The organism is Glycomyces halotolerans, from assembly GCF_054779575.1.
Genome location: NZ_BAAGXZ010000001.1, coordinates 345176 through 359880, shown reverse-complemented (window position 1 = coordinate 359880; position 14705 = coordinate 345176). Strand labels below are relative to the sequence as shown.

General features: G+C 68.6%; 12 protein-coding genes. 7 read left to right on the top strand and 5 right to left on the bottom strand.

What is annotated here, in order from left to right; genetic code table 11:
- Nucleotides 1-420 precede the first annotated feature (420 nt).
- Together ACYVL2_RS01825 and ACYVL2_RS01820 are read right to left on the bottom strand one after the other, a co-directional pair.
- A complete protein-coding gene (locus ACYVL2_RS01825; RefSeq protein ID WP_460539584.1) occupies nt 421-1845 on the bottom strand; it encodes a glycoside hydrolase family 6 protein in 1425 nt (474 codons plus the stop codon).
- Between the two features lie 530 nt (nt 1846-2375).
- Nucleotides 2376-2594: a BldC family transcriptional regulator gene (locus tag ACYVL2_RS01820; protein ID WP_460539582.1), complete on the bottom strand. Its 219-nt coding sequence runs from the start codon at nt 2592-2594 to the stop codon at nt 2376-2378.
- A 227-nt stretch (nt 2595-2821) separates the two neighbouring features.
- Between ACYVL2_RS01820 and ACYVL2_RS01815 the strand changes: the two genes are divergently transcribed.
- From ACYVL2_RS01815 to ACYVL2_RS01805, 3 genes are all read left to right on the top strand, one after another.
- Nucleotides 2822-3295, top strand: coding sequence for an Lrp/AsnC family transcriptional regulator (locus ACYVL2_RS01815; protein WP_460539580.1), 474 nt, complete (start codon nt 2822-2824; stop codon nt 3293-3295).
- Entirely contained in the window at nt 3282-4352 is a 1071-nt protein-coding gene (locus ACYVL2_RS01810; protein ID WP_460539578.1) for a PLP-dependent cysteine synthase family protein, read from the top strand. The genes ACYVL2_RS01815 and ACYVL2_RS01810 overlap by 14 nt, the downstream gene beginning before the upstream one ends.
- A gap of 207 nt (nt 4353-4559) precedes the next feature.
- Entirely contained in the window at nt 4560-8273 is a 3714-nt protein-coding gene (locus ACYVL2_RS01805) for a rhamnogalacturonan lyase family protein (protein ID WP_460539576.1), read from the top strand.
- 69 nt (nt 8274-8342) lie between these two features.
- Here ACYVL2_RS01805 and ACYVL2_RS01800 read toward each other — a convergent pair whose 3' ends face one another.
- A complete protein-coding gene (locus ACYVL2_RS01800; RefSeq protein ID WP_460539574.1) occupies nt 8343-9263 on the bottom strand; it encodes a YihY/virulence factor BrkB family protein in 921 nt (306 codons plus the stop codon).
- A 78-nt stretch (nt 9264-9341) separates the two neighbouring features.
- On the opposite strand from ACYVL2_RS01800, the gene ACYVL2_RS01795 reads away from it, so the two are divergent.
- Both ACYVL2_RS01795 and ACYVL2_RS01790 read left to right on the top strand, forming a co-directional pair.
- On the top strand, nt 9342-9578 hold the full coding sequence (locus tag ACYVL2_RS01795) for a ribbon-helix-helix domain-containing protein (RefSeq protein ID WP_460539572.1): 237 nt from the start codon (nt 9342-9344) through the stop codon (nt 9576-9578).
- Nucleotides 9575-10033: a type II toxin-antitoxin system VapC family toxin gene (locus tag ACYVL2_RS01790; protein ID WP_460539570.1), complete on the top strand. Its 459-nt coding sequence runs from the start codon at nt 9575-9577 to the stop codon at nt 10031-10033. Before ACYVL2_RS01795 ends, ACYVL2_RS01790 begins: the two co-directional genes overlap by 4 nt.
- Nucleotides 10034-10048: 15 nt before the next feature.
- Here ACYVL2_RS01790 and ACYVL2_RS01785 read toward each other — a convergent pair whose 3' ends face one another.
- The gene (locus ACYVL2_RS01785) at nt 10049-10510 is read right to left on the bottom strand and encodes an RrF2 family transcriptional regulator (RefSeq protein ID WP_460539568.1); all 462 of its coding nucleotides are present in this window, start codon (nt 10508-10510) and stop codon (nt 10049-10051) included.
- Nucleotides 10511-10579: 69 nt separating this feature from the next.
- Nucleotides 10580-11248 (bottom strand): FadR/GntR family transcriptional regulator, encoded by a 669-nt coding sequence (locus ACYVL2_RS01780; protein WP_460539566.1) that lies wholly within the window; start codon nt 11246-11248, stop codon nt 10580-10582.
- 211 nt (nt 11249-11459) lie between these two features.
- Here ACYVL2_RS01780 and ACYVL2_RS01775 point away from each other — a divergent pair, with 211 nt between their 5' ends.
- Nucleotides 11460-12686 carry an MFS transporter gene (locus ACYVL2_RS01775; RefSeq protein WP_460539564.1) on the top strand — a complete coding sequence of 409 codons (1227 nt, stop codon included), beginning with the start codon at nt 11460-11462 and terminating at the stop codon, nt 12684-12686.
- 68 nt (nt 12687-12754) lie between these two features.
- A complete protein-coding gene (locus ACYVL2_RS01770; protein WP_460539562.1) occupies nt 12755-14674 on the top strand; it encodes an acetoacetate--CoA ligase in 1920 nt (639 codons plus the stop codon).
- Nucleotides 14675-14705 lie beyond the last annotated feature (31 nt).

Below are 14705 nucleotides of genomic sequence, written 5' to 3'. Positions count from 1 at the left end.
CGACGGCCATGCCGGTGACCGCCAGTCTCCTACGCCTTCGATGTACTTGCATAATTCGATGTCCTTCGTTCTTCGTGGCCCCGGCCGCTCCAGCGGCGCTCGAAGGGGTTTTGTCGGGTGTCTTGGCTCGTGCGAAATCGGGTTGATGATCGTTTCGACAAGGGAAGCGCTCCCAAGCGATGTATCGATACTCTCCGATGTTTAGATGGCCTGTCAAGGTTTTGGCGGCAATATTTCCAGAAGGTTTCCACTGGCAAGCGCTTGATGTAGTGAAACCGCTCCCGCGCAAGGGGATTCGGAACACCGTCCGAAACGGACCCGGTGCGGCCGCGAGCTGCGGGAACACTCCGAAGCGAACGGCGGCGGGCCGCCTGAGCGGCCCGCCGCCGGAAACGTGGGGCGGGTGGTTCTCCTGTGTCGCTAGTTGATCGGCGGGTGCGCGTTCGCCAGCAGCTCCTGGAACTGCTCGGAGGACCAGTGGCCGGAGATCGGCATGTCCGGCCTCGCGCCCGACGGGTTGTTGCCGTTGCGCGGGTTGCCGCCGTAGTCGGGGTCGCACATCTCGTCGAAGCCCTTGCCCTCGTCGTTCTCGATGTACTCCGACGAACCGTCGGACTCACCCGGGGGCTTGATCCACACGTAGGCGTCGATGCCGGAGGCCGGCGTGGCCTGCGGGCGCTCGCCGAGGCCGGCGCCGGCCTGGTTGCACCAGTTGCCCTTCTGGATGCGGCGGTCGATGCGCGACTCGTCGACGAAGGTGTCGACGTCAGAGGAGCTCGAGGCCCCGCTCGGCCGGTCCGGTCCGCCCCAGCCGTTGCGCGAGGTGTCGATGAGCATGCCCACGCCCGAGTCGAAGCCGTTGGACACCAGTTCCTCGCGGAATGCCTGGGCGAAGTCCAGCTCGCCGTTGAAGTCGTTCCAGTCGACCCAGGACGAGTTCTCCTTGATCAGCTCGCCGCCGACCGTGTCGTCCACGCTCCAGTAGGGCTCCTCGAGGACCGAGTAGTTCGCGGTGTTGGTGATGAAGCCGTGCACGTCGTCGGCGGTGGCGCCCTCGCGGCCGATGATCGAGGCGATCATCTCGGCCGAGGCGTGGAAGTTGTCGTACTCGGGGTTGTCGTCGCCCCAGCCGATCCAGCCGTGGTGGGCGGCGTCGATGTAGTTGTAGGTGTTCGGGAGCGCTCCAAGTTCGGCGACCGCGTAGGCGACGCCGTTCTGGTAGTTCTCGTTCGCCGCCATCTCGTCGCAGTTGTCGGTCGCCGTCTCGCGCGGCGAGACGTTGGTGACCAGGTTCGGCAGCGAGTCGATCTCGATGACGTTGACGATCCGCAGATCGGCGTACGCAGGATCCGACTGGATCTCCACGATCGGGTCGATGTACTCGTTCTTGTACCGGTCGATCTCGTCCGGGCCGAGCTCACCGTTGGAGGCCAGCGCCGCGCAGTCGCGCCCGGGGAGGTTGTAGATGACGACCTGGATGAGGTCGGCGCCCTGGGCGACGGCCTCGTCGAGGTGGTCGCGCAGGCCCATGCTGCCGGTGGTGGGGGAGTCGTTGCCCTCGATGGCGCCGATGCGGTCCATCCAGACGCCGGTCGGCTGGTCGGCGATGGCCTCGCCGCCCGGCTCGGCGGCGGCGTTGTCCGACCAGATCGGGTTGACGTAGACCTGGGCGCCCTCGTACGGGTTGTCGACCCTCTGCTGCTGCGCCTCGATCGCTTCGGGGTTCTCCTGGGCGCCGGCGGTGCCCGCCGCGACGGCGCCGATGGTTCCGGCCGCCAGTGCGCCGGCGGCGATCGCGCTGACCGCGAGGCGCCTCTGCTTGCTTCGACGGTGTGTCATTTGCATCCCTGATTCCATCGCTGTGACTGGTTTCGCGGGAGCGGTTCGGCGTCTGACCGGTCGAAAACGGAAGCGCTCCCAGCTAGTACATCGAAGTTTGCCGATGTATGGCTGTGAAGTCAAGAGGCTGGCTCCGGATTTCCGGCAAATTTCCGTTTCGTCGCTTCTGTGGTCACTCACGGCATTCATAAGCTTTCATAACGTAGCAATACGCCGCATAGGAGACAGTTTCCTATGAAAGCCGTGAACAGCCTGATACGGCGATGAAGCGGTCGGGCGGCGGGCATGAGAAAAACGCCGGCGACCGCGCGCCTCGCTCCGAGTCGGTCCCTGTGGGGGAGGGCCCGGGAGAGCGGCGCGGTCGCCGGCGTTCGCAGTGTCGGGCGCCACAGGGCGCCAAGTCTGCAATGGAGGCGGAGCTATGGCTCCGCGGTGACGTTCAATAGCCGCGATGCGTCAAATCGGCGATGCCCGGAGAATGGTCCGTCCCGGCGTCGGCACTGATCGAGTCGCGGCGTACCTGGCCTACCCGACTTCTATCGCTGCTGGCTCGAACCGGATTCAAATGCGGCCTGCGCGCCCGCTTCGCCTTCGAGCAGCGCGCGCACCTCCGACTCGCGGAATCGCCGGTGACCGCCCGGTGTACGGATGCTGCCGATCCGACCGGCCGCGGCCCAGCGCGTCACAGTCTTCGGATCGACGCGGAACAGCGAGGCAACTTCGCCAGGTGTGAGTAGGCGGTCCTCGGTCTCCATGATTCCATCCTCCCCGTGATGAATACTCACTTCGTGCGGTTAAACCCATTACATCACTATTCAGTCAAACCTGCCATGAGTTCTTGGACATACTTTCGGTTGGTAGGTTTTGCCTGAAAGTACCAGGCGTATGAGCGGGACGCTCAAAGTCGATTTCTCCCCTCGCGCCTTAAGCGGGCATCGGCCGGGCAGAAGGCTCGGGCGGCGTCTTTGGTTATCCTCGACGAGTGGACGAGATCGACCAGACAATCGTGAACCTGCTGCGCACCGACGGGCGAACCTCCTACGCCGAATTGGCGCGGCGGGTCGGTCTCACCGCCCCGTCGGTCCAGGACCGCGTGACCAAGCTGGAGAAGAACGGCGTCATCACCGGCTATCAGGCCGTGATCGACCCGGAGGCCATCGGACTGGGCATAACGGCCCTCATCGGTATCATCCCCGACTCCAGCGCCGATCACATCGAAATCTGCGACCGGCTCCGCTCGATCCCCCAGATCGAGTCCTGCTACTTCCTCGCCGGCGTCGAGTGCTACCAGCTCAAAGTGCGCGTCCCGAAGATGGCCGATCTCGAGACCCTCATCCACCGCGTCTCGGCGATCCCCGGCGTGGCCCAGACGCGCACCACCATCACCCTCTCGACCAAGTGGGAGGACCGCCCCCAGCCGGTCCCGCCGGCAGAGGTCGACCATGGAGTCGATTGACCGGTCCCGCGACCGCGGCTGGGCCCACTGGGCGGTCACCGCGCTCGCCGCCGACGCCAACCGCTCGGCCGACACCCACCTGCTGCACTTCCCGCTGCCCGAGACGTGGGGCGTCGACCTCTACCTCAAGGACGAATCGGTCCACCCCACCGGTTCGCTCAAGCACCGCCTGGCCCGGTCGCTGTTCCTCTACGCCATCTGCAACGGGTGGATCGACCAGGGCACCCCGGTCATCGAGGCCTCCAGCGGCTCGACCGCGGTCAGCGAGGCCTACTTCGCGCTCATGCTCGGCCTGCCGTTCACCGCCGTCATGCCCGCCACCACCAGTCGCGCCAAGATCGGCCAGATCGAGTTCTACGGCGGCAAGGCGCACCTCGTCGACGACCCCGCCGCCGCGGTGGAGGCCGCCAGGGATCTGGCCGCCGACGTCGGCGGCCACTTCATGGACCAGTTCACCTACGCCGAGCGCGCCACCGACTGGCGGGGCAACAACAACATCGCCGAGTCCGTCTTCGACCAGATGCGGCTGGAGCGCCACCCGGTGCCGGCCTGGATCGTCGTCGGCGCCGGCACCGGCGGGACCTCGGCGACCATCGGCCGCTACGTGCGCTACCGCCGCCACGCCACGCGGCTGTGCGTGGCCGACCCGGAGCACTCGGCGTTCTTCGCCGGCTGGCGGGACGGCGACCCGGCGGCCGAGGCCGACCGCGGCTCGCGCATCGAGGGCATCGGACGGCCCCGCGTGGAGGCCTCCTTCATCCCCGACCTCGTCGACCGCATGGTCAAAGTAGACGACGCCGAGTCGATCGCGTGCATGCGGTGGGCCTCCGAGCGGCTCGGCAGGCGCCTGGGCGGATCCACCGGCACCAACCTGGTCGCCGCGCTCGCCGTCATCGACCAGATGCGCGAGGCCGGGCGGCGCGGCAGCATCGTGACGCTGCTGTGCGACTCCGGCGGGCGCTACGGATCGACCTATTTCGACGACGAGTGGATCGCCGAGCAGGGGATCGATCTGCGCGCGGCCCGCGAGCGGCTGGCGCATCTGCTGCCCGGATAGGGCCGGCGCCTTCATGAATCGATTCATTCCCGATTGCCCGTTGTGGAGCGCTACCAGCGCTCCCGTGTCGCCCAAAGCATCGACATGTGTTGACATTTCAGGGAGCTGCAGGTAGCCTCCCCACGGTAGTAAGCGTTTGCTCTGCAACTCGCTCTTGACATTGAAACGATTCAGAGAAACGCCCGCTCCCTCACTATGGAAGTGAATATGACACCCAGTACTCCTCGACGGGGCCGCCGAGCCCTCGCGGGGCTCGCGGCGGCGGCCACCGCCGGCGGGCTCATGGCCGCGGGCGCGCCGGCGCAAGCCCAAGACGACGGGATCACCGTCTACCTCGCCTCCGACTCCACCGTCCAGACCTACGACCCCTACTGGGAGCCCCAGGCCGGCTGGGGCCAGATGTTCGACCAGTACTTCGACGAGGAGGTGACCGTCGAGAACCACGCGATCGGCGGGCGCTCCTCGCGCTCGTTCATCGAGGAAGGGCGCCTCGACGCCATCCTGGACGAGATCCAGCCCGGCGACTACCTGTTCGTCCAGTTCGGACACAATGACGCGACGCAGAGCCGTCCCGAGCGGTACACCCCGCCCGAGGACTACAAGACCTACCTGCGCGACCACTACATCGCCGGAGCGGTCGAGAAGGGCGCCATCCCGGTCCTCGTGACCCCGGTGCAGCGCCGCGACTTCGATCCCGACACCGGCGAGTTCAACGTCTCCTTCCCCGAGTACGTCCAGAAGGTCTACGAACTGCGCGACGAGACCGGAGTGGCGACGGTCGACCTGTCGGCCTCCTCGCGCGCCTACCTCAACGAGATCGGACCCGAAGAGGCCAAGTCGGTGTTCCTGCACGTCCCGCCGGGCGTCTACCCGAACCGGCCCGACGGCACCACCGACGACACCCACTTCCAGGAGTACGGCGCCATCCAGATGGCCCGCCTGGTCGCCGAGGAGACGGCCACGCTCGGCCTGTCGCTCTCGCCGCACGTGGTCGACATCGAGCCGCCGGCCGACGTCCCGGCCGCGCCCACCGACCTGCGGACCGAGGCGGTCTCCAACGCCAGCGTCACCCTGCTGTGGGACGAGGTCGAGGCCGACATCTACCGGGTCTACGTGCGCGAGGCCGGCGGCGAATGGCGGCTCGGCACCACCTCCACGGTCGGCAAGGGCAAGGTCGGCGCCCTGGCCGAGGACGCCGAATACGACTTCGCCGTCGCCGCGGTCAACGGCAAGGGCGAAGGCGCGCGCTCGGAGGTCCTGAGCGTCACCACCGCCACCGCCGGATGGAAGTACGACTTCGGCCCCGCCGGCCAGACCATGGCCGAGGGCTACACCGAGGTCCACCGCGGCACCGCCTACTCCGCCGAGGCCGGCTACGGCTTCGTCACCGACATGTCCACCGCGATCGACCGCGACCGCGGCCACGCCGACGACCCGGTCGGGACCGACTTCGTGGCCTGGTTCGGCGGCGAGTACACCTTCGCTGCCGACGTGCCGGACGGCAACTACACCGCCAGGGTCTGGGTCGGCGACTACCTCGGCACCGCCCGCTCCGACTTCGCGTTCGAAGGCTACGGCTACGGGGCCGGCAACTCCGGCTCCCGCTCGATCACCACGCACGACTTCGAAGGCATCTTCGTGACCGACGGACGGCTCGACATGACCGTCAGCGGCCAGACCGGCCACCTCAACGGCCTCGAGCTGACCCGCGTCGGCGACGTCCCCGGCGGCAGCGACGAGCCCGACGAACCGTGCACCGACTGCGCGGCACAGGTCGAGAGCATCGACCGCGCGCCCGTGGCCGTCAGCACCGACGACGGGGTCTACCTGTCCTGGCGCGTCCTGCCCGGCGACGCCGAAGGCACCGCCTTCAACGTCTACCGCGACGGCGAGCCGGTCACCGACGAGCCGACGACCGCGACCAACCTGACCGACGCCGAAGGCACCGTCGACTCGACCTACTGGATCGCCACCGTCGAAGACGGCGTCGAGACCGGCTACACCGACGCGGTCGAGGTCTGGTCCGAGCAGTACGTCGACATCGACATGGACCGCCCCGAAGGCGGCACCACCGAAAGCGGCGACTACACCTACCAGCCGAACGACGCCACGGTGGCCGACCTCGACGGCGACGGGACCTACGAACTGATCCAGAAGTGGGACCCGACCAACGCCCAGGACAACTCCCGCAGCGGCTTCACCGGCAACGTCTACATCGACGCCTACACCCTCAGCGGTGAGCAGCTCTGGCGCATCGACCTGGGCGTCAACATCCGAGCCGGGGCGCACTACACCTCGCTGAGCGCCTACGACTTCGACGGCGACGGCAAGGCCGAGGTCGCGCTCAAGACCGCCGACGGCACCGTCGACGGGGCCGGGAACGTCATCGGCGACGCCGACGCCGACCACCGCAACGACGGCGGCTACATCCTCACCGGACCGGAGTACCTCACCGTCTTCGACGGCGAGACCGGCGCGGCGCTGGACACCGTCGACTACCAGCCCGACCGCGACGACATCTGCGACTGGGGCGACTGCTACGGCAACCGCGGCGACCGCATGATGGCCGCCGTGGCGTACCTGGACGGCGACTCGCCGAGCCTGGTCACCAGCCGCGGCATCTACACCAAGTCCGAACTGGCCGCCTGGGACTGGGACGGCGAGAACCTGACCCAGCGCTGGCACTTCCTGTCGACCGACTTCGGTCCGCAGTACGCCGGCCAGGGCAACCACCAGATGTCCGTAGCCGACGTCGACCTCGACGGCCGCGACGAGATCGTATACGGCGCCATGACCCTCAACGACGACGGCACGCCGCTGTACAGCTCCGAGCTGGGCCACGGCGACGCGCTGCACGTGTCCGACCTGGACCCGTCCAATGAGGGCCAGGAGATCTTCTCCCCGTTCGAGTGCATGAGCTGCTCGGGCGGCATCGGCGCCGCGATGCGCGACGGCGAGACCGGCGAGGTCATCTGGTCGATGCCCGGCGACAGCGACATCGGCCGCGCCACCTGCGGCGACATCGACCCCGGCTACGCCGGCGCCGAATGCTGGGCCGTGAGCGCCGACGGCGCCTGGAACTCCAAGGAAGGGGAGCTGCGCGCCGCCGACGGCACGCTGATCTCGAACTCGATCCCCTCGGCCAACCACATGATCTGGTGGGACGGGGACCTGGGCCGCGAGATCTTCGACCACGAGTTCAACGAGCCGGACTACGTCCCGGTCTACCCGTACATCGCCGAATGGGACTACGAGACCCACTCGCAAGAGGAGGTCTTCACTCCCGAGGGCGTGCACACCAACAACGGCACCAAGGGCAACCCGGTGCTGACCGCCGACCTGCTGGGCGACTGGCGCGAGGAGCTGATCCTGCGCAAGGAGTCCAATGACGGCGTGCGGCTGTACACGACCGTGATCGAGACCGAGCACTCGATCCCGACGATGATGCAGGACCCGCAGTACCGCCTGGCGATCGCCTGGCAGAACGAGTCCTACAACCAGCCGCCGTGGCCGAGCTTCTTCGTCGGCTGGGACATGGCCGAGCCGGAGTGGAAGCCCATCGCCGGGGCCGACGCCCGCGAACGGGCCGAAGCGCCGTACGCGTTCGCATCCTGCCAGGTCGAGTACAACGTGCTGGCGGACAACAACGGCGGCTTCACCGTCCGGGTGGAGGTCACCAACACCGGTGATGCGGCCATCGAGGACTGGCAGCTGGTGTGGAAGGACTCCGGGATCGAGACCACCTCGATCTCCTGGGGCGGCTCGGTGACCGCCGAGGGCGGCACGCTGACGGCCGACCCGGCGTTCTGGAACGGGACGATCGGAGCCGGGAAGACCAAGCAGTTCGGCTTCCGCGGCACCGGCGAGCCGGACGACCCGGGCATGTTCCTGCTGAACGGCGGGATCTGCTCGGCGGCCTGACCCTCACACTCCAATTGAACAGTGGATGACGCGGCGGCCCGGACTCGGCGAGTCCGGGCCGCCCGGCGTTCAGGGCATCGGCTCCTCGGTCCGGAAGCCGTCGGCGCCGCGGATGCGGGTCCGCTCGTAGAGGTCGATCGCGGTCCCGCGAGAGGAGGTCGCGGTCCAGGCCGCGGCGACCATCAACAGGAGATTGAAGATGTAGAGGAACAGGAGCAGACCGACGGCGGTGGTGACCGCCTGGTAGGCCGGCCGGTCGGAGACGTTGAGGATGTAGATCCTCCCGACGGTCTTGAGCAGCTCCAGGCCCACCGCGACGAACAGCGAGGCGGCGAAGACCCGCTTGAACGGCATCGCCAGGCGCGGGAGCGCCTGCAGCAGCACCGCCGCCAGCAGCCCGTTGGCCAGCAGGCCCAGCAGGATCGAACCGGCGTGGATCACCGGCCGCAGCGGTCCGCCGGTGTCGTCGAGATCGAACCACGCGAACACGGCCTCGGCGCCGGCGGTCGTGCCGATCGTGAGCAGCAGCAGGACCGAGACGCCGACGAGGACGAACAGGTCGATCACCCAGCGCAGGATCGGGTTGCCGGGCTGGGCGTCCAGGCCCCAGACCGTGCGGATCGCCGTCCGCACCGACTGGACCCACGCGACTCCGGCGACGACCAGCACGATGCCGGCGAAGATCGTGACCGACTCGCGCGACTCCTCCAGGACGCCGATGTCGATGACCGGGAGGTTCGTCTCGAGCCAGGATTCGACGGTCGCGTACACCTCGGGCACGTTGAGCAGGTAGCCGAAGATCGCCAAGGCCAGCAGCGACATCGAGAAGGCCGCGAAGAACGCGTAGTAGGAGATCGCCGCGGCCAGCTGCCCGGCGTGGACCTCGCCGAACCGCTCCTGGGCGCGCCAGCCGTGGTCGACGAAGCGCCAGCGCCTGCGGGAGGAGGCCACGACACGGTCCCACCACGCGCCCAGATCAGGGAATTTCACGGCCCGATTCTGTCAAACCCGCGTCTGCGATGGTGTCGTGTCTGGCAGCGCAATGTGGTAGTTGGTACCATACATACTATGAAGCAGGCCTCTACGTATCTCACGGCGGAAGAGCTCGCGCAGCTCGATCGATTCGCGCGAGCGCGCGGTATTTCTCGCGCGGCGATGATTCACGAGCTGATCAGCGATTACCTGAAGTCTCACGGTGTGCGGCCCCGGCGAGTCTCGACGTTCGATTTCGGCGAGCCCGTCTCGTCTGAGGAACGTCGCCGTATCGTCGATGAGGCATACGAAGAGCGGGCGCGACGCCGGTGATCATCGTCGCAGACACCTCGGCTCTGCTGGCGGTCTTCAATCCGCGTGATCCCGACCATGAGCGGTGCAGCGGCCTGTTCAACTCCACGGGCGGATTCGTGTACTCGCCGCTCGTCTTCACTGAACTGGATCATCTCATCCGGCGGCGTGTGAACTACCAGGCGGCGCGGCAGGCATATGAAGATCTGCTGGAGCGCGTTGCGGGCCCGGAGGCGACCGACTATGTCGGTCAACTTTCGGTCGAGGACTACCTGGCGGTCCGCGAGTTGCGGGACAAGTACGACGACATGGAGCTCGATCTGGCCGACTGCTTCGCGGTGGCGCTTGCCCGAGACTGGGGTACCAACCTGATCTTCACACTCGACGAGACGGATTTCCGGCGATTGACTCCGCTGTCGGATGGGCGGCCCGGCTTTGATTGCTTCAGGATCCTTCCCGCGGATCCTCAGAGCTGAACTCCGCCTGAGGTGCTATGCACCGCGGATGGCCCAGGCGTCGGGGTCTTCGAGGAGCTTGGTGACCGGGTCGGGGAGGCGGTCGGTGGCCACGTCGGTCAGTGACACCGACTCCAGGATGTTGCGTTCGTTGACCCGCAGGGCCACCCAGACGTTGGTCAGCGCCCGGGCCGAACCCGTGTAGGGCACCGCTTCGGGCCGTTCGCCGCGTACGCCGACCAGCGGGCCGTCGACGGCGCGGATGACGTCGGCGAGGCTGATGTCGGTGCCGGGGCGCGCCAGCTGGTGGCCGCCTTCGGGGCCGCGTTTGGAGGCGGCGATGCCGCCGCGCCGCAGCTGCAGCAGGATCGATTCGAGGAACTTGCGCGGGATGCCCTGGTCCTCGGCGATCTGCTCGGCCGAGACCCACCGGTCGCCGTATCCGGCGAGCGCCACGGCGGCCCGGAGGGCGTAGTCGACGCGGGCGGACAGGCGCATGCGGGACTCCTCTCGGCGGTACTGCGGTCAGGGCGCGTTAAGACTGTATCTCTGCGGGCCGGGATCCGGTCAGTCCTCGATCAGCTCGCGCAGGTAGGCGGCGGTCTCGGCGGCGGCGAGGTCGGGGTCGCCGGCGATGATGGCCTCGATCGCGCGGGTGTGGTCGATGTGCGGGTCGCCGCCGAGGCTGTCGCCGACGCCGGCTTTGACGATCTCGCGCAGTGACTCCGACAGGTCGATGTAGAGCTCGTGGAGCAGCTTGTTGTGGCTGGCCTCGGCCACGGCCTGGTGGAGGGCGATGTCGGCTTCGATGAAGGCCTCGGTGTCGCGGACTTCGAAGGTGGCCTCGCGTTCGGCCAGGAGGATGCGGAGCCGTTTGACGTCGCCGTCGTCGCGGCGGGCGGCGGCGAGCCTGGCGGCTTCGATCTCGAGGCCCCGGCGGACCTCCATGGCGTCGGCGGCGCTGCTGGAGGCGATGCGGCGCCGCACGGCGGCGGTGACTTCGGAGCGGCCGACGACGAAGGTGCCGGCGCCTTGGCGGATCTCGAGGAGTCCGGCGTGGGCGAGGGCGCGGACTCCCTCGCGGATGGTGTTGCGGCCGACGCCGAGGAGCTCGGCCAGTTCGCTCTCGGTGGGGATGCGGGAGCCGACGGGCCATTCGCCGTCGCTGATCTGCCGCCTGAGCTGGTCGATCACTTGATCGACCAGCGCGGACTTGCGTGTCGACTGCAATGCCACTGACGGTCCCGACCTCTCCAGAAAGGGGTTCGCGTGTTTCCCAACACTAGGAGGATTAAAGCAGACGGCCGCCGGGATACGGTTGACAGCCTGTTAATTCATCCTATGAATCAGCTCGACTGTAACCGCCTGCCCGCGGCGGCCCCCGCCTCGTTCCGGCAGGTGGGACCGCGCTTGCACCACTCGGCCGCGTTAGGAGGGGGACGCCCGCGTGAGAGCCGCCGTCGAACGCCCGCCCGGCACCCGGGCGGCGATCCTGGGCATCTGGATGCTCGCCGCCGGCGTCGTCCTCGCGGCCTTCAACTTCCGCACGGCCGTCACCAGCGTCGGAGCGCTCCTCGGCGAGATCAGGGGCGGCCTGGGCATGTCCGAGACCGTCGCCGGCCTGCTGACGACACTGCCGGTCCTGGTCTTCGCCTCGCTCGGCGCGCTCGCTCCGCGGCTCACCCGGCGCTTCGGCGCTCGCGGCGTCATCACCGTCTCGCTGCTGGCCATGAGCATCGGGCTCGTCGCCCGCGCGTACTCCGGCCACCAGGCCCTGTTCCTGCTGTTCAGCCTGCTCGCGCTGGCGGGAGGCGCGATCGGGAACGTCGCCGTGCCGGTCATCGTCAAGGAGTACTTCCCCAACTCGATCGGCCGCATGACGACCGCGTACTCGGCGATGCTGGCGATCGGCACGAGCGTGCCGGCGTTCACGGCCGTGCCGCTGGCGGGCCTGATGGGGGACTGGCGTGCGGCCCTGGCGGTCTGGGCCGTCCCCGCGCTGCTGTCGATCGTGCCGTGGCTGCTGTGGCGCGACGGCGACGGCGCCGTCGCCGCGTCGGAGCGCCCGCACCTGCGCGGCGTCTGGCGGTCGCCGCTGGCGTGGTCGATGCTGGTGGCCTTCGGCACGCAGTCGGCGCTCGCCTACATCATCATCGGCTGGGTCGCGGAGTTCCTGCGGGCCCGCGGCATGGACGCCGCGGCGGCCGGCGCGATGCTCGGCCTGTTCACGTTCGTCCAGATCCCGATGTTCATGCTCGTGCCGATCCTCGGAGCCCGCCCCGGCGCGCCGCGCCGGGTCTTCTTCGCGCTGGTGGCCTGCTATCCGGTGGGCATAGCGGGGCTGTGGTTCCTCGGCGGCGGCTGGTCGACGTGGATCTGGGTGACGCTGGCGGGCATCGCCTCGGCGGTGTTCCCGCTCCTGCTGACCCTGTTCGGGCTGCGGGCGCGCACCTCGGCGGGCACCGCCGCGCTGTCGGGATTCACGCAGTCCGGCGGCTACCTGCTGGCCGGGATCGGTCCGCTCGCGGTCGGCTGGCTCCACGGGCTGACCGGCGGCTGGACGCTGCCGTTCGCTCTGCTGGTCGTACTCATAGGAGCGCTGGCGGCGGTGGGGCTCTATGTCACCGAGGAACGGTACATAGAAGACCAATTGCCGCATAGCAACCCCCGGTAACTCCCTTTCCCCGCGCCGTGCCACGATGGTGCCGTGGGCCACAAGGGTGTGGAGGTTGGGAGGCGACCGTGACGAACGAGGTCCTGTGGCTGCCGCGCCCCGACGCGGTGGAGACGACGAACATCGGGCGGTTCAGCCAGTGGCTGTCGCGCCGAGAGGAACGCGACCTCACCTCGTATCCGGCGCTGTGGCAGTACTCCGTGGAGCACCTGAGGCCCTTCTGGGGCTCGGTCTGGGAGTACTTCGGCCTCGGCAAGACCGTGCCCGAGCACCGCGTGCTCGCCGACGAGACGATGCCGGAGACGGTGTGGTTCCCCGATGAGCCGTTCAACTACGCCCGCGCGGTGCTGACCGCCCCGGGCGTCGACGGCGACGAGATCCTCGTGCGCGGCTACTCCGACACCCGAGCCCCGGTCGAATGGACCGTCGAGGACCTGCGCGAGGCGGTCGCCCGCGCCAGGGCCGGCCTGGTCGGCCACGGCGTCGGCCGCGGCGACCGCGTCGCCGCCTGGATGCCGAACATCCCCGAGACGTTCGCGCTCATGCTCGCCTCGGCGAGCCTGGGCGCGGTGTTCTCCAGCTGCGCGCCCGAGTTCGGGTCCAAGGCCGTGCTCGACCGGTTCTCGCAGATCGAGCCGAAGGTCCTGGTCGCGGTCGACGGCTACCGCTACGGCAAGAAGGAGATCGACCGGACCGCCGAGGTCCGGCGCGTCGCCGCCGGGCTGCCGGGCCTGGAGAAGGTCGTGACCCTGCAGTACCTGGGAGCCTCCGACCCCGACGGGGAGACCTGGGACCGCTTCTGCGCCTATGACGACGGCATCGAGTTCGAGCCGGTCAACTTCGACCACCCGCTGTACGTCCTGTACTCCTCGGGCACGACCGGGCTGCCGAAGGCGATCGTCCACGGCCACGGCGGCATGGCGCTCGAGCACGCCAAGATGCACTCGCTGCACCACGACCTCGGGCCCGGCGACCGGTTCTTCTGGTACTCGACGACCGGCTGGATGATGTGGAACTACCTGGTCTCGGCCCCGATCGTGGGGGCCGGGGTGGTGCTGTTCGACGGCGCGCCCGACCCGGTGGGCATGTGGCGCCTGGCCGAGGAGTCGGGGACCACGTACTTCGGCACCTCCGCGCCGTTCCTCATGGCCTGCCGCGGCCGCGGCATCACGCCCTCGCGCGAGGCCGACCTGTCCAAGGTCCGCGGCATCGGCTCGACCGGCGCGCCGCTGCCGGCGGTCGGCTTCGACTACGTCTACGAGCACGTCGCTCCGGAGGCGCAGCTCCAGTCCCTGTCGGGCGGCACCGACGTGTGCACCGGGTTCCTCGGCGGGGCGCCGACGGTCCCGGTCTGGCGCGGCGAGCTGTCCTGCCGGTGCCTGGGCGCCAACGTGCAGTCCTTCGACTCCCAGGGCAATCACGAGATCGGCCGCGAGGGCGAGCTGGTGATCGTCTCGCCGATGCCGTCGATGCCGGTCGGGCTGTGGGGCGACCCGCTGCGCCAGCGCTACCGCGACACCTATCTGACGGACTTCCCGGGGATCTGGCGCCACGGCGACTGGATCACCATCACCGACCGCGGCTCGGCGGTCATCTCCGGGCGCAGCGACGCGACGCTGAACCGCGGCGGGGTCCGCATGGGCACCGCGGAGTTCTACGCGGTGGTCGAGGCGATCGAGGGCGTGGCCGATTCGCTGGTGGTGCACCTCGACGACGAGGACGAGGACCGGCTGCTGCTGTACGTGGCCTGCCAGGACGGGGTCGCGTTGGACGAGGAGCTGCGGGGCCGGATCCTGCGGACGCTTCGCGAGCAGCTCTCGCCCCGGCACCTGCCGGACTCGGTCATAGAGGTCCCGGCCGTGCCGAGGACGCTCAGCGGCAAGAAGGTCGAGATCCCGGTCAAGAAGATCCTCAAGGGCGCCAAGCCCGAGGAGGCCATTTCCAAGGACGCGCTGGCCAATCCGGAGGCGCTGCGCGCCTTCATGTGATCGCGCGGGCCGGAACGTCGCAGGCGGTCGG